18 protein-coding genes are annotated in these 18,101 nt (G+C 62.0%); 14 read left to right on the top strand and 4 right to left on the bottom strand.

What is annotated here, in order from left to right:
- Window positions 1–199 precede the first annotated feature (199 nt).
- From K2U94_RS03055 to K2U94_RS03045, 3 genes are all read left to right on the top strand, one after another.
- Window positions 200–538: a hypothetical protein gene (locus K2U94_RS03055; RefSeq protein ID WP_243065799.1), complete on the top strand. Its 339-nt coding sequence runs from the start codon at window positions 200–202 to the stop codon at window positions 536–538.
- Window positions 539–640: 102 nt separating this feature from the next.
- Window positions 641–1,342, top strand: coding sequence for a ParA family protein (locus tag K2U94_RS03050; RefSeq protein WP_243065798.1), 702 nt, complete (start codon window positions 641–643; stop codon window positions 1,340–1,342).
- Window positions 1,339–1,767 (top strand): hypothetical protein, encoded by a 429-nt coding sequence (locus K2U94_RS03045; RefSeq protein ID WP_243065797.1) that lies wholly within the window; start codon window positions 1,339–1,341, stop codon window positions 1,765–1,767. The genes K2U94_RS03050 and K2U94_RS03045 overlap by 4 nt, the downstream gene beginning before the upstream one ends.
- Here the strand turns inward: K2U94_RS03045 and K2U94_RS20725 are convergent.
- Together K2U94_RS20725 and K2U94_RS03040 are read right to left on the bottom strand one after the other, a co-directional pair.
- Window positions 1,716–2,207, bottom strand: coding sequence for an alpha/beta family hydrolase (locus K2U94_RS20725; protein WP_369334844.1), 492 nt, complete (start codon window positions 2,205–2,207; stop codon window positions 1,716–1,718). The two genes, K2U94_RS03045 and K2U94_RS20725, sit on opposite strands and share 52 nt — an antisense overlap.
- Before the next feature lie 64 nt (window positions 2,208–2,271).
- Complete coding sequence (locus K2U94_RS03040; protein WP_243065796.1) at window positions 2,272–2,643, bottom strand: helix-turn-helix domain-containing protein; 372 nt, start codon at window positions 2,641–2,643, stop codon at window positions 2,272–2,274.
- A 365-nt stretch (window positions 2,644–3,008) separates the two neighbouring features.
- Between K2U94_RS03040 and K2U94_RS03035 the strand changes: the two genes are divergently transcribed.
- From K2U94_RS03035 to K2U94_RS03000, 8 genes are all read left to right on the top strand, one after another.
- Window positions 3,009–3,260: a hypothetical protein gene (locus tag K2U94_RS03035; protein WP_243065795.1), complete on the top strand. Its 252-nt coding sequence runs from the start codon at window positions 3,009–3,011 to the stop codon at window positions 3,258–3,260.
- 51 nt (window positions 3,261–3,311) lie between these two features.
- Complete coding sequence (locus tag K2U94_RS03030; RefSeq protein ID WP_243065794.1) at window positions 3,312–4,280, top strand: SIR2 family protein; 969 nt, start codon at window positions 3,312–3,314, stop codon at window positions 4,278–4,280.
- Entirely contained in the window at window positions 4,277–4,711 is a 435-nt protein-coding gene (locus K2U94_RS03025; protein WP_243065793.1) for a hypothetical protein, read from the top strand. The genes K2U94_RS03030 and K2U94_RS03025 overlap by 4 nt, the downstream gene beginning before the upstream one ends.
- A gap of 69 nt (window positions 4,712–4,780) precedes the next feature.
- Window positions 4,781–5,620, top strand: coding sequence for an IS5 family transposase (locus K2U94_RS03020; protein WP_243065792.1), 840 nt, complete (start codon window positions 4,781–4,783; stop codon window positions 5,618–5,620).
- 15 nt (window positions 5,621–5,635) lie between these two features.
- Window positions 5,636–7,069, top strand: coding sequence for an ATP-binding protein (locus K2U94_RS03015; RefSeq protein ID WP_252393717.1), 1,434 nt, complete (start codon window positions 5,636–5,638; stop codon window positions 7,067–7,069).
- 264 nt (window positions 7,070–7,333) lie between these two features.
- Entirely contained in the window at window positions 7,334–7,843 is a 510-nt protein-coding gene (locus K2U94_RS03010) for a helix-turn-helix domain-containing protein (protein ID WP_243065791.1), read from the top strand.
- A gap of 89 nt (window positions 7,844–7,932) precedes the next feature.
- Window positions 7,933–8,652 carry an Abi family protein gene (locus K2U94_RS03005; RefSeq protein ID WP_243065790.1) on the top strand — a complete coding sequence of 240 codons (720 nt, stop codon included), beginning with the start codon at window positions 7,933–7,935 and terminating at the stop codon, window positions 8,650–8,652.
- Window positions 8,653–8,666: 14 nt separating this feature from the next.
- Window positions 8,667–12,650 carry a tetratricopeptide repeat protein gene (locus tag K2U94_RS03000; protein WP_243065789.1) on the top strand — a complete coding sequence of 1,328 codons (3,984 nt, stop codon included), beginning with the start codon at window positions 8,667–8,669 and terminating at the stop codon, window positions 12,648–12,650.
- A gap of 34 nt (window positions 12,651–12,684) precedes the next feature.
- On the opposite strand, the gene K2U94_RS02995 is transcribed toward K2U94_RS03000, so the two are convergent.
- Window positions 12,685–12,963: a WGR domain-containing protein gene (locus K2U94_RS02995; protein WP_272884894.1), complete on the bottom strand. Its 279-nt coding sequence runs from the start codon at window positions 12,961–12,963 to the stop codon at window positions 12,685–12,687.
- Window positions 12,964–13,274: 311 nt separating this feature from the next.
- Entirely contained in the window at window positions 13,275–14,351 is a 1,077-nt protein-coding gene (locus K2U94_RS02990; RefSeq protein WP_336606178.1) for an RHE_PE00001 family protein, read from the bottom strand.
- A gap of 214 nt (window positions 14,352–14,565) precedes the next feature.
- Here K2U94_RS02990 and K2U94_RS02985 point away from each other — a divergent pair, with 214 nt between their 5' ends.
- Genes K2U94_RS02985 through K2U94_RS02975 form a run of 3 tightly spaced genes read left to right on the top strand, consistent with a single transcriptional unit; the run spans window position 14,566 to window position 18,071 of the window.
- On the top strand, window positions 14,566–16,143 hold the full coding sequence (locus K2U94_RS02985; RefSeq protein WP_243065787.1) for a Mu transposase C-terminal domain-containing protein: 1,578 nt from the start codon (window positions 14,566–14,568) through the stop codon (window positions 16,141–16,143).
- A gap of 4 nt (window positions 16,144–16,147) precedes the next feature.
- Entirely contained in the window at window positions 16,148–17,026 is an 879-nt protein-coding gene (locus K2U94_RS02980; RefSeq protein ID WP_243065786.1) for a TniB family NTP-binding protein, read from the top strand.
- A 7-nt stretch (window positions 17,027–17,033) separates the two neighbouring features.
- Window positions 17,034–18,071 (top strand): TniQ family protein, encoded by a 1,038-nt coding sequence (locus K2U94_RS02975; RefSeq protein WP_243065785.1) that lies wholly within the window; start codon window positions 17,034–17,036, stop codon window positions 18,069–18,071.
- Window positions 18,072–18,101 lie beyond the last annotated feature (30 nt).

Here is an 18,101-nt window from a genome sequence, read left to right as displayed (position 1 = left end):
GGTCGCAGAACCCGCGCCGTTACATTGGATGCCCGTTTTCGTCGCCTTATCGGCGGCGCTGGCGCGTCAGCGCCCTGGCTGCGTCGAGCAGTCTTCCCGGTTGTGGCCCACAAACCGGTATCTTGTCAAATAATATCCAATATACTGACTATTAAAACGCTGCGAATGAAGGGCGGCCACGGCCACCAAAGCAGTCCTCATGAAATCAACGGCCGTTCGGCGCGAAGCGCCCCCGCGCAGCCGTCCTCAGGCGCGATTGCGCAAGACCTTCGGATCAACGCGCGGCCAACGCTGCTTACGCAATGCCGCATTACCGCATTTCGACACTGATGAAATGCGACGATGCCGCAAAGCCGAAAGGCAGAAATACCGTACTTTCGTGATGCCGCATCGCGGGAATCCCGTATCCATGCACTGCCGCATTTCGTCATTGGTGAAGGGCGTCAACGATGAAATGCCGAACGACGGCAACACCGCCTTCCCGCAACGCCGCATGGCGGGAATGCTGCATCGATGCATTGCGGCAATGCCCACTTAAGGCGAAGCCGGAACGCCGCAAAGCGGCATTGCCGTATGTTCATTTTATTGTATGTTGTTATTCGCTCATTGCGGCATTGCCGCATTAACCCCGAGGGCCCCCATGCCGAGCATCTTCGCCATCGCCAACCCGAAAGGCGGCAGCGGCAAGACCACTGTCGCCATCATCCTCGCCGGCGAATTCGCCAAGCACTCCTATTCCGTCGCCATCATCGACGCCGATCCGCAAGGCTCCGCCTATCAATGGCACGCCTCGTCGGTGGCGCGCGGCATGAGCCCCAACGGGATCGATCTGGTGCGCGCGCCGGACGACAAAACTCTTGCCCAAGCGATCGAACGCCTCGACGCTTACGATGTCGTCGTCGTCGACACGCCCGGCTATTACGGCGGCGCGCTGACACAGTCGGCCCTGCGCGCCGACCTCGTCGTCCTGCCCTGCAAGGCGCACACGTTTGACGCCACTCAGGTGGTCCGCACGATTCGCAGCCTCGAGCGGCATGCGGCCGAATCGAAATTGCCGATGAGCCAGCACCGCGTGCTCTTCAACGAATATGACAGCCTCGACCGCAACACGCGGCCGCTACGCGAGGTCCTCGCCTATTTCGACGCCGAGCGCGTGCCGGTCTGCGCTAACGCGCTTTACCGGCGCGTCACCTATCGCACCATGACGAGCGGCCACGGCACGCTCTATCAGATGAACGACAAGGACGAATCCATTCGCAAGGCCCGCTATAACGCCGACCAGGTCGTGCGCGAGCTTCTCGCCGCGAGCCAAGGCGCCGAACAGGGCGGCGCCGCCGCATGAGCGATCCTGCGCAAGACAAAAAGCCCGACCGCCCCGCCCTGCCGCGCGATGCGTTCCGCGCCCAACGCGCGGCGGCGGACACGACAGCGGCTCCCCCCGTGAAGCCGGTCATCGTCACGCCGGACTATGACGATCGCCCCATTTCGCCGACGCCCGCTCCGCTGCGAAAAGACGGCAGGGCACAAAATCTTGAGCCGCCGGCGCGCGCCGGCCGATCCAAGGCGGACAGCGGACGCAATCCGTTCGACGCCTATGGCGAACGGTCGTCGTCGCGGCCCTACGCCCTGCGGCTCCCCGACCCGATCGACCTCGTCATTCGTCAAATGGCCGCGGAGGAGCGGACGCAACCGTTGCGCATCGTCGATCGCATCCTTTACGAACATCTGAAGAAGGCGGGACGCCTGCCGCCCACGCGCGGCGCCTGACCACAGGCCCTCCGCCGTCCCTGCGGCGCTATGGGGAAGCGCGGTCCGGCTACGGGCCCGCTCCGCTGCGCTGCGGTCGCTGCCGCGACTGGACAGCCGCCGCGGAACGGCTCTTCCCTGAACGAAGGTGTGCGACGAAGACAAGGCAAGACAGGCTCGGCCAAAGCGACGTGACAGCCAACGCGTCCGCCCATGCTCTTGCCGACCAGCACGATCGGGCCGGCGTGTCTTTCGCGCAGTGCCGCGAGCGCGGCCCAGTGGGATTCGATGAGCTTGGGTAGTCGGTCGGGGCTGTTCCGACCTTCAAGCGCGTAGGAGTAGTCGAATGGGACGACCGCCCCAATCGATTCCGCCATCGCGCGAAAGCTCTGCATGCCCGGATGCGACGTCGGAGCGCCGGCGCCGGTAGCGAGAAGATAGGCGATATCGCGTTTTGCCATCGTTGAAGTCTAACACGTTGCGTCGGCGCCGGGGCTGCTCCGCTGACGGCACGTCGGCTCGCCGCTATCCCCCAACCTTCCGCGAGCGCGCCTGCCGGGCGACGCGCCGATCGGCTTGGTTCTTCTTGCAGATCGCCGCAGACAGGTCGTCGTAGTCGACGCCACTCTTCTTCAGCGCCCGACGCGCGTCGTCGACCTCAAAGCCGAGAAGTTCGAGAACGCTCATATTGAGGCTAGATGCGATCCGCTCCATCGTCTTGAAGGTCGGATTCCCGAGGCCGCGCACGATCGTATAATAGGTGCCGCGCGCGATGCCGGTCTTCGGCTGGAACGCCTCCATGCCGCCGTTCTCAAGTTCGAGCTGCTGCAGCCGAATGGCCAGCATTTCGTTAAGGATCGAATGATCGGCGGGGAGGGGCTTTCGTACGGGCGCCATGGGAGGATCGTTGCTCGATCACGAGGGAGATTCGGCCGCGATGAAAGGCGGCATAATATACATTAGCTCGTATATTGAATGTTGCAAGACTGGGCTGAGATCGCCCGCAATGAATCTCTTGGTCGCAGAGCCGGTCGTTCCTGCTCGGTCCTATGTCCGATGACGGCGGTCACGGTGCTGAGAGGGGGCCGCAGCTCCCGTCGTCGCCGTTCGTTGGGGACTCTCCGCGTGTCGGTTAGATTTGATCGTCAGCTACCCCATTCGCATAAAGCCGGGCATGGCCGGGATAAGATCGACTTGACCGCTGCTGTCGCTTGCAAAATCTGCTAGATCTGGATGGGGCGAAAGTAGGCGGGTTTGGGCGGATGACCTATTGGAAGGATCGGGCGGCCGATGCCGCGAATTTGCGGCTCTTCGTTCCAGGAGATGGCTGGCGCGCGTTCAAGGACAAGATGAACGCAGAAGGCAATCGGATCGAGGACTCTGGAACGCAGCGCGCCATCGAGAGCAGCTTGCTCAACATCCTGAATGCAACAAACGTGGCAGTTCTCACAGGCACGGGCTCCTCCTTCGCCGCGACGAACACGGCAGAGAAGCTGACTCCGGCGGGCATGTGAGACGTATGGCAGGCAGTCGAGTCAGAGGTCGGAGCCGCAGCATTCAAAGAGGTGTGCGACACCTTCGCTAGCGCGAAGATTGATGACAATATCGAGCGCCTGCTCACCTTATGTAAACTCTATCTCGAGTTGCACGAGACTGCGATCGAGGACGAGACCTACAAGAAAGTCCACAATTTCGTGGAGGCAGCGGAAAAGGCAATCCTAGCGCGTGTTAATTTCGTTGACCAGACGACCATTCTGGACGCGCATGCCGGGCTCATTCAGAAGATCGGCCGCCGCGGTGTGCGCAAAGCGCGGATGAAGCTGTTCACAACGAATTATGACCTGTGCTTCGAGGAAGCAGCGCGGCGCCATCGCTTCACGATCATTGATGGCTTCTCGCACGGGATGGACCAAGTCTACGACAGAAGCCATTTCGAGTTCGACATCGTGCGGAGGTCGGGCTTGCGAGACGCGCCCGATTACATCGAGAATGTGTTTCACCTCTACAAGCTGCACGGCTCGCTGGATTGGCGTAGGCAGGCGGCGGACATTTTTCGATCGCGCGGGCCAGAGGGCAAACCGGTCCTAATCTATCCGCGCTCAAGCAAATATCAGGAGAGCTTCGAGGTGCCGTATCTCGATATGATCGGCTCATTCCAAGCCGCGTTGCGCGAGCCGGACACGGCAGTCCTGATCTCGGGGTTCGGCTTCAATGACGACCATATCAGCCGGCCAATCCTGTCGGCCATCGAAGCCAATATGTCGCTCCGCCTCGTCATCTGTGATCCTGCGTTTGTGCCCGCTGACAACCTTGCCGAGGGGACGCAGTCGATGACCGAAGTAGCAGACCCAACGAACCCCTTTCTTCAAACATTTAAGCGGATGGTCGCGGGCGGCGATGCTCGCATCCACCTGATCAACGGACGCTTCCAAGATCTGGTATCTGCTCTCCCTGATCTGATCGGCGAGACCGATCGGGAACGACACATGCAGCGCATCCGGTCGCTTCGAGACGGCATGGACGGCGTGGCGTGACCCGCATCAATCCGATCAACCCCGATCGCTATATAGGGACGGTCACGCAGGCTACGGCTTCACATGTGTATGTTAATCTTCCAAATGCCGCCGCCGCCCCCGAGCGGCGCGGACTTGCGCTCGGCGCGGTGGGTGATTTCGTGTTCGTCGATTGCGAGCGGTTTCAAATCCTCGGCCGGATCGTTGAGACGAAGATTCCCGACGCCGAACGCCTGACAGTCGAGCCGACGCTCGGGAAGGCCGGTATTACCAATCCGATCGGTCGGGTACAGTTACTGGCGGCGGTCGAACAGCGCTCGAACCGACTACGTCGCGGGCTGCCAGAATTTCCGCGAATCGGGGACGGTGTTTATCTCGCAGAGCCGAGTCAGCTTGCCACGCTGATCCGAAATGCCGTCGCTGACGAGGAAGAACTGACGCTGAGAGCCTGACCTGAAATTGGTTGACCGGCCTCGCGGCCCTTGATTCCCTTGGTTTGCAACAACTTTGGGAGATTCGCGATGCCGTGGAGCGAGGCCGATCGCGCGAAGTATGAAGTCATTCGGGCGCGCTATTCAAGCGATATGTCGGAGGCCGAACTGGCGCTGATTTCGCCGCTGTTGCCGCCGCCCAAACGGCGCGGACGCAAGCCGACAGATGCCCAGATCATTCTCAACGCCTTGTTTTATTTGATCCGCTGCGGCTGCCCATGGCGATATCTGCCGAAGGATTTTCCGCCGTTCACGACCGTGCAAAACCGCTTCTACGCGTGGCGCGACAGCGGCGTGTGGGCGCAAATCATCAGCGTTCTCGTGATGGACGCCCGCGAAGCGGAAAGCCGTGAGGCCGCGCCGACGGCTGTCGTCGTCGACAGCCAATCTGTCAAGACGACGGAAGCCGGCGGCCCCCGTGGTTTCGATGCGGGCAAGAAGGTCAAGGGGCGCAAGCGCCATCTCGCCGTCGACACGATCGGTCTGCCCATCGAATGCCAGATCACGACCGCCGACGTGCAGGACCGCGACGCTCTCGCGCCGTTGCTGAAGGCCGTGCATCGCAAGAGCCCGTGGGTGAAAATGTCCTTCGTCGACGGGGGTTATCAGGGTGATGAAGCCAAGCGCGCAGCCTTCGAGGCGAGCCGCATTTCCATCACCGTCGTCAAGCGAACCGATAAAGAGGTGAAAGGATTTACGGTGCTGCCGAAACGCTGGGTCGTCGAAAGGACGCTCGGTTGGATCAATCGCGCGCGCCGTCTGTCAAAAGACTTCGAGGCGACCATCGAATCCGCCCTCGCGTGGCTGCAATTGGCCCTGGCTTTCCTTCTCATGCGAAGGCTGGCGAGGGCAAAAGCCAGTCAGAATTGAAATTCGAGTCGGGTTCTGAGCGTCGGCCGCATCGACGCTGCCGATGGTGTTGACGTTTGCCTTCCACCCGAAAAGATCTTCGGCCGACATTGCGGTGTTTTCGGCGCGACGGGTGGCGCCAAGAGTTGGACGGTCGCTACACTGGTGCAGCAACTCAAGAAGGCAGGTGGGAGGGCGATCATTCTCGACCCTACCGGCGAATTTGCCGATATGGGCAATGTCGATGATGTGTTTGTCTTCGATGCCCCCGTCGGGGCGGCCAAACTCGTCCACTTTCCCTATCGCGAAGTGACCGAAGACGATCTGTTCTCGCTGTTCAGGCCATCGGGACAGAGCCAAGGACCGCGCCTCCGCGAAGCGATCAAGAGCCTCAAGCTCGTCGCGGCGGTGGCCGGGGCGGTGCCGGCGGGGCTCGTCATCAACAATGGCCTAATCGAAAAAGCCGGTCGCCAGCGTGCACCCTACTTCACCGCACTCCACGCTCATGCCGCGCAGCTTCACGCGCCAGCCTGCGATTTTGACATCGCCAATCTCGCCGAGCAGGTGAAGAACGAGTGTGTATGGGGCAGCGCGCAGAATAATGCAGGTGCGTTCGGCAACACCGATCAGAACTCGATAGGTTATTGCGAGTCGTTGATCGCGCGGATAAACACCCTTCTGGGCTCGCGCGAGCTTGAGTGCATCTTCCGAACCAACGGCACCTCACTCGTCGCGGAGCTACGCGCTTTTCTGGCCGACGACAGGAAAGATCTCGCCGTCATCTCGTTCAAAGACGTGCGTTTCGAGCATAACACGCGAGAAATTCTACTGAACGTCATCGGCCGGTTCCTGCTGGCGGAGGCGCGTGCTGGCGCCTTCAGGACATCACCGCTGGTGGTGTTCCTCGACGAGGCTCATCAGTTTCTCGGCCGCTCGGTCGGTGACGACTACGGCAGCGTAAATCTCGATTCCTTTGGGCTGATCGCCAAGGAAGGCCGCAAATACGGATTGACCTGCGTCCTCGCCACACAGCGCCCGCGCGACATTCCGCAGAATGTGATGAGTCAACTCGGCACACTGTTTGTGCATCGTCTCACGAACGACCAGGACCGGGAGACGGTCGAGCGCGCTTGCGGCGATCTCGATCGCAGTGCCGCGCAGTTCGTTCCGATGTTGGCCCCGGGGGAAGCGGTGGTGATCGGTCCGGACATTCCGGCGCCGGTGCCGTTGTTCATTCATCCACCCGAATATCCTCCGAACTCGAAGGGGCCGGAATTTCAAAGCTTTTGGAAGACGCGGCGTGCGAGGGCCGAGGCTGCTGCAGCCAATCTGCTAGCGAACGCTGCGCAACCGTCAGTCGTGCCGCAATCCGTGCCTGCCGAAGAGGCTGTCGCCGGGCAGGCTGACCCGCCGGCCGCCACGCCCGCTCCTGGCTTTTATGGCGACCTCGACGATGACATTCCTTTCTGACCGGTCGCGGCATCGTCGACATTGAGCGTGAATCGCTACCCCCAGCGGACATCGCCGACCGGTGTCGAGCTACTACTCGTTTATGTGCGATACGCCTTCGTCTGCGGTTAGACGATATATCACACTTTATAGGTCGGGCTTGACTGGTGTCCACCAGTCGGATACGTCTCCACCCATGGGACATTTATGACTTGTCATCTATCCTTGCGATAGAGCTCAAACACCTGCATTTGTTGTCTGCACAGCCAACGAAGCGAGACTACCATGGACGAAAACGCGCAACAATCGGCAGATGCGACGATTCCCGCGGCGGCGATGAGGACGACGAATAAGGCGTCAGCCGAAAAATGGGGGCAGGCGGTGATGGATCTTGGCTTCTGTCTCGTTCCATCGCTCCTGCTGCGCGCCCAGCGACGATTGAACCTGAACCCGACGCAGCTGGCCGTCTTGCTGCAGCTTTGCGATTTTTGGTGGGACAAGGAACGTAAACCTTTCCCCAGCAAAGAAACGCTCTCGCAACGCCTCAGCCTCAGCGAGCGACAGGTTCAAAGATACATTGCCGAACTTGAACAGGAAGGCCTCGTCAGGCGCATCGAACGCCGGGCCAGCAACGGAGGAAAGCTTAGCAATACTTATGATCTTTCCGGACTGGTGAAGCGCCTGCAGAGCCTCGAGCCTGAATTCCGCGAAGTGGAGGAAGCCAACAAGGCGGCGCGCAAAGCCGTTTCGAAGCGAGGTTATAGGCCGCCGCCCGTCAAAGCGGTCTCTGCCTGAGCAATCCGGCCGCGGCGCCGGCTCCACAAAAAGCTGAGCCCCGGGCGCATGCCAGAGGCAGAGGCGTATCCAGGGCTTACGGGGCCAATATGAGTTCAAACGAACCAGTAGTCAAGGGCGCCTTCTCCTACACGGATGCGATGCTCGACGCCCTGGAGACGTCCCTGTCGCCGGAGCGGATGACTGCTTATCTGTGCCGCACCGGCGGCGACCGCGAAAGAGCACTGCGCCTATACACCTGGAATACGGCGGTCAGCGCCGCCTTCTATGGACCATTGCAAGGTCTGGAGGTCGCCCTTCGTAATGCCGTGCACCGCGAGCTGAGCGCTAAATACGGCGCTGACTGGTACGACAATTCAGCCTGTGACCTCGATGCGGGAACGCAAGCGCGGATCGCAGCGGCGCGGGCCGATCTTCTGCGCGATCGATATGTCGACGACCCGCCGCACATGGTGGCCGCGTTGTCGTTCGGCTTCTGGGTCGGGCTGTTGGGGGCTGGCGGTCGGCTTTCTGGATTCGGCAAGGCCAATTACGAAATGACTCTCTGGCGGCCGGCGCTGTATCGCGCATTCCGTTTCGTCAAGATCAATCGCAAAAATGCGCACGCCCCGCTGGATTATTTGCGAACGTTCCGCAATCGAATCGCCCATCACGAGCCAGTTCTCGATCGCCATTTGGCCAAGGACTATGCCTCGATCCTGCAAGTCGCAGGCTGGATCTCGCCACATACCCAAACCTGGATTTCTCACCACAGCCGCGTCCCTGCCCTGCTCTCTCAGTCTCCCGACGATCCTAACCTCATGTTTTGATCGGTTTTGCATCAATGTCTGCACTTGCCGCGACACAGATTCCCAAGCCTGCCGACGAACAAGCGTTCGAGCGGGGTTCGGTTGTGCTGTTTCGCTGTCTTCTCGGCGATCCGAACGTTTCGCGCCATGGTCGCAGAGGCCAACGTCAAAATGGCGTCGACCTGGTGGGGATAAGAAATGGCGATCCGACCCATCTCGTCGGCGTCCAATGCAAACTCAAGGGCGCCGGCCACGAGCTCTCGGAGAAGGAGGTTCGAGACGAGCTCGACAACGCTCTCACGTTTAATCCCCAACTACGTGAATACTTCATCGTCACCACGTCGCCAGACGACGTCGACCTGCAACAGCTGGCTCGCGAGTTGGCGGTTGATCTGATGGCGAAAGGTCGACGCCTCCTAATTCATGTCTGGGGCTGGAACACGCTCGAGGAGCGCATCAGCGAACATGCCGCCGCTCGCAAGGCTTTCGATCCCAGTCACGGCGTCTTCAGCGAGCAAATTCTCGATAAGGTGACTGAAGGCGTCGGCTTGCAGGTCAGCTTCCAAACCGATTTCGCCGTAGGATTTTCGACGATCAATTCCTCTCTGGCGCGGATTGAAGCGGCTTTACCCGCGCTTCCTGGCGACGCCACCGTCGTGGCGAACGCGCTCGAAGCTCACCTCGACGCAGAAATTGACGAGTTTCGCGACCTGGCGAATGCCGGCAAGCCACGCACAGCGCTGCCGCTCCTGGAGAGACTTCTTGACCGCGTCGCGTTTTCGGCGTCCGGCAGGATATTGTTTCGCATCAAGGCCAATATTGCGAGCTGCCTCCTTGCGTTGGGCGACGACTCCAAAGCGACTCAGGTTCTCGCCGATGCCTATGACCACGCGCCGACCGAGCCGAAGGCCGTCGCCAACAAAGCCTTGTCGCTGCTCCTACAAGGAAACTGGCGCGAGCTCCTGGAATTTGGCAAGGTCGCCCTGCGCGCCGATCCGACAAATGACGGCGTTGCAGGCTATCTCGTTCAGGCGGCGCGCTTCGACGGCACGATCGAGGAACCGCTGGCCCTGTTGCCCGACCATGTCAAGACATCGGCCCCAGTCGCCATCGGCCGAATTCTTTTTTTGCAGCACCGAGGCCGAGGGCTCGATTGGTGGCAGGCCGCCCGCGAGGCCGTCGCCACCCACCCCGATGACCCTCTTACCCGGCAATTCGCTGCCGAAGCTGACCTCGATCAGATCCTGCGTGATCCGCAGTTTCAGCAGACAGGTTTGTTCCGTCCCGGCGAGCGCGGCCGGATCTCGGCGGCGGCGGATCTGCTGCTCGCACTTTGGGATAAGGCGCGTTCGGGCGAAGCAAGCGTTCGACCCGAACACATCGCCCTCTGTAGCAACCTCGTGGTCGCTTTCTTCGCGTTGGAAGACCTTACGCGAGTCGTCGAGATCGCTCGGCAAGGACTGGCCATCGCGCCAGATGACCGCGATCTCGTCGGGAGAGCCATGGCGGCTGCGATAGATGGCCGCAACGACGATTTGGCACGAGAGCTCTTGCCGAAGCTGCCGCCAGGCCCGGAAGCCGTGATTCTTGCTTTTCGTTTTTACGCACAACACAACGATTGGGCGAAGGTCGCTGAGATTTGCCGCGCGCATGCGGGCGAGATCCCGGAGGTCGAGCGTACGCTCGTCATGACAGCGGCCCGGCTGGCTGAACTGAAAACCGACACCGGCGAGGATGCCGAAGCGCAACTTCGCGCGGTTGTTGCCAATGTATCTTGTGACCCAAGAGCGAGCATCGTTGCTGCCGACTTCTCCATGATGCTCGGTCACGAGACAATCGCCGAAGAAGCCTATCAGAATGCGCTAAGGAAGGTCGACGCAGACAGTCATATCGCGCCCCGCCTCATGGTCGCGATGCACGCCGCAAAACGCAACGACTGGAAATCTGTGGCCGATTTGCTGGACGGTCATGTCGGAGAGGAGTGCGACAGCCATGAGCTTCGAACCCTCGCGACGGCCCTCGTCAACGACCAACCGGTTCGCAAACGGGCCATTCGCTTTTTCGAACGGTTGCCGCAATCGATAGGGACTCTGCCATTCTACCTTCACGCTGCCGGGCTTATGCATTTCAATCGCGGCGCGTTGAAACAGGCGGAGGCTAGTCTTCGCAGAGCGATCGACAGCAGTCCCAGCCTCACCAACTATCTCGCGCTTTTCGCCATCCTTCGTCGAACGGAACAGGCGGAGAAGATTCGACCAATCCTAGAAACTCTAGATCTCGCCACGCTCCAAGGAACGCCAGGCCAGAAAATGTATTTGGCCCAGGCGCTGCACATGGCGGGCCAAAAGGAGCGCGCCCTCGCTTTTGCCTACGAGACTTTGACACATGCGCCGAACGACCCCGACGCGGCGCTTCGCTACTTTGGCCTGTTGATGGCCGATCCGGACTCGCGCGTCATCCCGCCAATAACCCGGGTCGGTGTGGACGCCTGGGTCCGATTGGAGGGCGTCAATGGAGAAACATTTCGATTCATCATTGAAGACAGCGTCGATCGTCCAGCGGACGGTATCCTAAATCCAAAACATCCGATCGCCGCAGCCGCGATCGGCCTAGAGGTCAACGCCTGCTTCGAGCAGAGAAAGGCCGTCGGCGGCGATACGACATGGCGGGTTGCCGAAATCAAGCACAAGTATCTGCATGCATTGCACGACGTGATGGAGAATTTTCAGACCCGGTTTCCGGAGTCGAAGGGCATATATAAATTTTCAATCCGAGAGGGAGACATCCAACCGGCGCTTGACGAGGTGCGACGGGCGTCCGAGGCCAATAGGCAGCTCGCCGACCTCTATCTGATTCAGCATCTCCCGATGGCCGTTGCCGCCGCCGCTCTCGGCGGAGATGCGATCAGTTTCGCGGATTACGTCAGGACGCTCGACCGCAATATCGAGGTGTGCGTCGGAACCGAACCTGAGCGGCTTGCGGCGCTCGACGTCATCGTGCGGCAGCGCGAATGCGGCGCTGTTCTCGATACATATACCGCTTGGACTGCGGCGACGATGGATATTCTCGATGTGCTCGCAGCCGTGTTTGGAAGGCTCACGGTGCCGCAATCCGCGCTCGACGAGCTTCGCATAATTCATGAGAAAGACGCCCGCCCGGCAGAACGCGCGATGACCATCGCATGGCACAATGGGCAATATTTCAGACAGGAATTCACAAAGGAGGACATCGAGGCGCGTCATCGCTTCATCGGAGAGCAGATACAAAAGATCGAGTCGGTTTGCCAGGTTGCGCCCAACGCCGCGCCGGATGCGCCGACAGAAATAGCGGTTCTTCTGACCGAAAGCTTTGGATCGCATATCCTCGACGCGGCCAATCTCGCCGCCGATGGCTACGTGCTGCTGGCCGAAGACATGTACTATCGCCAGATCACCGAAGGCGCTGTCGCCGCCAGGGGAACCTGGCTCCAGCCGGTGCTCGCTTTCGCGCGCGATCAGGGAATGATTTCGCGTGAGCGATACGCAGACGCCGCAGTGAAACTCGCTTGGCGCCGGCACAGCCATTTATCGCTCGATCCCGAAACTCTCTCTAACGTCCTTCACGCCGACAATACCGAAACCCTCGATCGATTTCGTCCCGTGACCGCGTTCATCGCCACCAAGAACGCAGACATGAGGTCGCACATGACTGTCGCTTCAACGTTCCTCGGAGGGTTATGGAGCGGCAAGGACGTGATGCCCCTGAAGGCGATGCGCGCGACGGCTTTGCTGTTGGACCGCCTGACCGCGCATCACGCTGTTGATTGGCCCTTCGCGCTCGCCTTCGTCAAGCAAGGGGCGGATTGGCGGCTGCAACAGTATGTGGATTCGTGGGTGATCGGACATTTCCTGCCGATCGGCAAGCTTGCCGCGGCTGAGCAGGACCTAATTGGGTTTCAAGCGGCCTTGCATCACCGACTTAGCTCAGGAAAACGACGCCTTTCAGCACTCGCTTCGACTTTGTGGCCATTCGGCTCTTAACTGCTGCACCGCCACGCGCGCGCCACTCTCTCTGTTACACGACGGTTTGATAGCCACGTCGACGCTTCGCTGCGATCACACGCTTGATGCAATCGAAGGCGTCGTCGGCGCTTTCGCAAAGCTCCAATCGAATTCGGCCCTGACAGCCGATACGACCCCATCGGCGCACGACCGCCCAGATCCCAAATAGCGAGGGCTCCAGCGAGACTTCATAAAACCGCGCCATGTTCCGCGTCGGGTCGATCCGACGCAGGTGCGCAGCTTCCGAGAATTTGCGCGTAAAGATCTGCAAGTCTGCTGGTGCTGGAGACATGTCGCAGAGTCGCAAAGCACCGACTCCGCGTCCAATTAGAAATTTGAATCAGATCGCGTCCATTGATTCACGTGCTCGATCGGGGCTCGCCAGAGTTCTGCCCCGATTTCTGGAACGCCGTTCAATCAAACAGGCGGTCGGCCGGCAAATGCTGCGCTGCAATACATCCTTTGACAAATTGTGCAGCGCAGCATATCTTAGCTGTGTGAGGCGCGACCCTGCCGGCCTCATCGCCCTCCTTGGGCGTTTCCTCCCTCGACTTTTTGCCGTTGGCGCCACAACCGGCGGTCTTTTTTTGTTGCGCCGCCGCCTTACAGAATCCCCCACGCCCGATAGCGCCGCCGTCCGGTGAGCTCGCGCAGCCCAAGTTCGGCGATGAGATTCTGCCCCGCTCGCGCCGAAACCTTGAGCTCCTGCGCCAGCAGCTCCGCGGTGACGATCGGCCGGGCCAGAGCCAGATCGAGCGCCTGCGGCAGATGCGAATTCCCCCTCCTCCCGCTCAACTTCCCCACGCGCGAAGCCCGCGCCAGCAGCCAGCGGTCGTGATCCCTCAACCCCTGTTCGGCGGCGGCCAAAATCGCAGCCAGCCAGAACAGGATTTTGGCGACCGGATCGGCTTGTTTGAGCCGCAGCCGAGGGACGGCGCGGGCACCGGAATTCACGCACAGCAGATGGCTCTTGGTTTTGCCGCGCTGACGCAAAAGGGCGGCGGCGAGCAGGCGCCCGAGCCACGGGACGTGCTGCAGCGGCTCGATGTCGTCCCACAAAGCCGCGGTCAAAGCCGCCGCCAGCACCGGCGGCAGGCCGGAAGTGAATTCCACCGCATCCCGCCAATGCGCGAGTCGCTCGTCCTCGTCCCAGTCGAGATCGTAGACCAGCGGATCGCGCGATTCTGGATCGACTGCCGGCCGCCGCTCAAGCGCGCGCTCCGTGCGGGCGAGCGCGGCGTCGAGCGCCGCCAATTCAGCGGCGAGCGGATCGTCGGGTGCTGGTTCGCCGTCATCGCCGAAAGCCCCCTCCCCATCCGGCTCGTCGCTTGCCATGGGCTTTTCCGCCTCCCCCTCCCACGGCGCCAGAAAGGCGCCGCCGTGCAGAGCGGCAAGGCCCTCGGCGGAAAACGCCCAGCCCGGCGCGGCGGAGAGCAGCAGGCGGCGGGCGGCGAGAACGCGGGCGGCGCGGATAATTTCCGCCGTCGGCGCGCGCGCGTCCATTCGCGCGTCGTGCAGCACGAGGTCTTCGAGATGCGCCAGAGAGCCCTCGAGCCAGAGCGAAGCGCAGGCGTCTGCAAAATGCGCGCGTTCGATCCAGCCGGCGCGGATCGGACTGGCCCGCAGCCGCTCGTCGAGCCGGGCGAGCGCGTCCTCGGCTTGCGCCAGGGGAGCGTAGATGTTGGATTTAATTTAAAACTTCAACAAGCTGAAACGTCACCATTCTGTCGGGCTCGGTGGTTATTCTCGCCGCGTTTTTGCCTAAAAACTTCAATGCCGGAGCCGTTTCGTGCCACACTTCAACTCGGGTGCCCCTCGGAAAGCGGCGACCGCGCGTCCTGCGGACGATGAGCATTGGCGGGACGCCAAGCGGGTCGCTCGTGAACTGGACAAAGTGCTGGAGGCGCCAGGACCACGCAAGACGGCGATTGCCCGCGCGGCCGGGGAGTTGCGGCTGTCGACCCGGCAAATTTACACGCTGCTCTCGCGGTACCGGGATGAGCGGACGGTTTCGGCGCTGCTCGCCCGCAAAGGCGCCGCCCGCCGCAAGAGGCTCGCCGGCGACGCGGGGGCGATCATCGCGGCGACGTTGCAGGAAAAATGGATGGTTCTCGAGGCGCCGCCGCTGGCGCCGGTTGTCGTCGAGATCAGGGCGCGCTGCGAGGCGGCGGGCGTACGGCCGCCGTCTTACGCCACGGTCCGCAGCCGGGCCGCTTCTTTGTTCACGCCGCAAGAAATCGCCAAACGTCGCTCGGCCAATCCTAACCATTTGCGTCGCCTCAAACCTCGGCCCGGCTACATCAGCGCGCCGCGTCCGCTCGCCGTGACGCAGATCGATCATACGCCGACCGACATCCAGTTCGTGGAAGTGATCAACGGCGCCGCCGCCTTCGTCGGTCGCGCCTATCTGACCATTCTTGTCGACGTTTTCTCCCGCTGCGTTCTGGGTTTCTGTCTGACGCTCGAAGCCCCGAGCACGCTTTCCGTGGCGCTGTGCCTCGCCCACGCCATCTGCCGCAAGGAGGCGTGGCTCGAGTCGCGCGGCATCGCGCACGCCTGGCCGACCTTCGGCCGGCCTAAGCAGATCGTGACGGATTCGGCGAAAGAGTTCCGCGGAGCCGCGTTCCGGCGGGGCTGCGCGGAATACGGCGTTGCGATCCGACGCCGCAATCGAGGTCGTGTGCACGAAGGCGGCGTGGTCGAGCGCCTGCTCGGCAAGCTCAACGCGGTTATTGGCAGGCACGACGGCGCCACGGGCCGCTCGATCAAGGATCGCGATGGCTATCCATCCGAGAAGCGCGCTTGCCTGACTTTCGCCGATCTCGAACGCTGCGTCGCGCTCGCCATCATCGACCACAACGGCCAGATGAACGAGAAGACCCTGAAAGTTCCGCTCACCGAATGGGGCGCGCATGTCGCCGACCTCCCGGAAGGCGCGGACGCTCCCGACGCGGTTCTCTTGAATTTTCTGCCCGAAAAGCGGCGCCGGCTGACCCCGCAGGGAATGGAGCTCTTCGCGCTGCACTGTTACGCGCCATGGCTCGGCGTTCTCGTCCCCGAACGGGACCGATTGGAAAAACTCGAGATCAGATACGATCCGCGGGACATCAACCAAGTCTATGTGCGCGATCCGTCCGACGACAGTTTTCGCGTGGCGACGCGCCGCGACGGCGTGACGGCCTCGCTCACCTTGTGGGAGCATCTGCGCGATCGCCGCGAGAAGCGGTCGGGGCAAGCTCGCACCGCGACCGAGAAAATCGCGATTTCGCGCGAAATCGACGCGATCGTGAATGCGGCGCGAACGACCAAGACGCGGGCGCCGCGTTCCTCGAAGGCCGAATTCCGCGACGTCGTCCGCGCTGCGCAAGCGGCTGAGGCCCCGAAGCCGCACCAGACCATTGAGCCGGCCGACGCGCCGGCCGCGTCTCATCCGGCGCGAGCCAAGCGATTCTTGCCGATCGAGGACTGGTGACGTTTTGCACGAACATCTCTTCAAGCACGTGCGGCCTATTCTGTCGGCGCCGCCGAGTGAGCGCATCGCCTTCGTCCGAGCGCCGCGTTGGATCGGCACGGACGCCGCGCTCGCGGCGCATCGCCGCCTTCAGGCGCTGTTGGAGCGGCCGCCTGCGCTGCGCACCGAAGGGCTAATGCTGGTCGGCCCTTACGCCAATGGCAAGACGATGATCGCCGAGCGGTTCGTGCTGCAGCATCTGGGGGCGGCCGCCCAACGCAAGGCCTGGATCGTGCAGACGCGCGAAGGCGCGGGCCTGGCTCATTTTTACGCGAGCGTCGTCGCCGGCTTCGGAGCGCCGGCGAGCGGGCTCCGTTCGGTCTCGCGGCTGGCCGAACAGGTCGACGCGCTCTTTCGCCAATTACGGCCCCGCATCCTGATTTTCGACGAGTTCCACAACGCGCTGCGCGGCCGTTCCCGTGACGTGGAGGCGATTTTCGCGTTCCTCCGGCGCCTCGGTCGCGAATATGACGTCTCGCCGGTGCTGATCGGAGAGGTCGCGGTTTATGATCACGTCAACGCCACGACCGAAATGGCAAGCCGATTCCAGACCCTGCCCGTGCCGCGTTGGCGCTATGGCGAGGCTTATCTGGCGCTGCTCGACACGCTGGAGGCGGCCCTGCCGCTCGTGCATCCCTCCGAACTGTCGCAGGAAGCCCTCGCCCGCCGCGTCTTCGCATTGTCCGAGGGCCTGATCGGCGAAACGGTCCGCATCGTCACCGAAGCCGCGCTGGCGGCGATAGAGGACGGCGCCGAACGGATCACGCCGCGAACGCTCGACGCGCTCGACTATATTCCCGTGTCGCAACGGCGCCGAACAGCGCTGCGCCAAGACCTGCTGTAGGCCGTCGATGCGCCGCCGTGCCGACCTCGCGATCGAAGTGCAGCCGCGCCTCGCGACCATTCTTCCTGAGCGCTGGCCCGTGGAGGTTCCGCCGGCTCATGACGAGTTGCTGTCGAGTTGGCTGCATCGCCTCGCCCTCGCCCATGGCCTGTCGCCGCGACATTTCGGGGAGCGCCTTGGCGTCGGCTCCAACGCCTCGTCGGCGCGTCTCGATCTCGCCGCGCCAGCGTTCCTACTGAACATATTGCACCATCAAACCGGCGTCGGCCGGGAAAGCATCGCGGCCATGACGATCGGCTCCGAGAAATGGCGACCGCTGCTCTTGCCAATGCGACGGAGCCGAGCCGACCGAACATTCGCGACATGGTTACAATTCTGTCCGACCTGCCTTGCCGAAGACGAGAATCCTTATTTCCGACGGGCGTGGCGACGCGCCAGCGTCATGACCTGCCGGCGCCATCGACGCCCCTTGCTCGATCGCTGCCCATCCTGCGGCCAAAGCCTTGCGCCCTTCAATCAGCGCGCGCTCGTCCCCCAATGCCAATGCGCTGTTTGCGGCTTTGATTTGCGACGCGCCGCGGCGCCCAACCTTACGCCGGCGACGCGCAAGGCGGCGGAGCTGATCGACGATTTCGTTCGACTCGAAGCGGCAAAGGGCTTTTTGCAGAAAAGCGCGCTGATCGCGCGGATTATCGCCCTGCCCTCCCTGCAAGAGCCGCCAAGCGATCGGAGTTTCATTCGACTGTCGACAGCCGAACGAATCCGTTGCGTGGCGAGCCTCGAGCGCGGTTGGGAGCGACCATTGCAAAATCATCTTTGCGCGGAGCCCGACGCTGTGATCGCCGGTTGGCGCAGGATGATCGTCGCGGCGGGCGGAACGACGCCGGCGCTCGAGCCGTTGCTGCGCCGGCTGCCCATTGAAAACGAGGGCCGCCCAAGGACTCGCCGCCGCAAGAGCGGCGCCCCCGCCGCCGATTTGCCTTTGTTGTTGTCGGCCTATGGCGCTGTTCGCGCCCAGCGAGAGTTTCGCAAGCGCGGCGGATGAAACCTAGTAAAAATTCAACGAACGCCGCCC

Origin of the sequence: Candidatus Rhodoblastus alkanivorans (assembly GCF_022760755.1) — a bacterium.
GTDB lineage: Bacteria > Pseudomonadota > Alphaproteobacteria > Rhizobiales > Beijerinckiaceae > Rhodoblastus > Rhodoblastus alkanivorans.
Note: the sequence above shows the minus strand (reverse complement) of the source record. Positions and strands in the feature narration are given on the sequence as shown.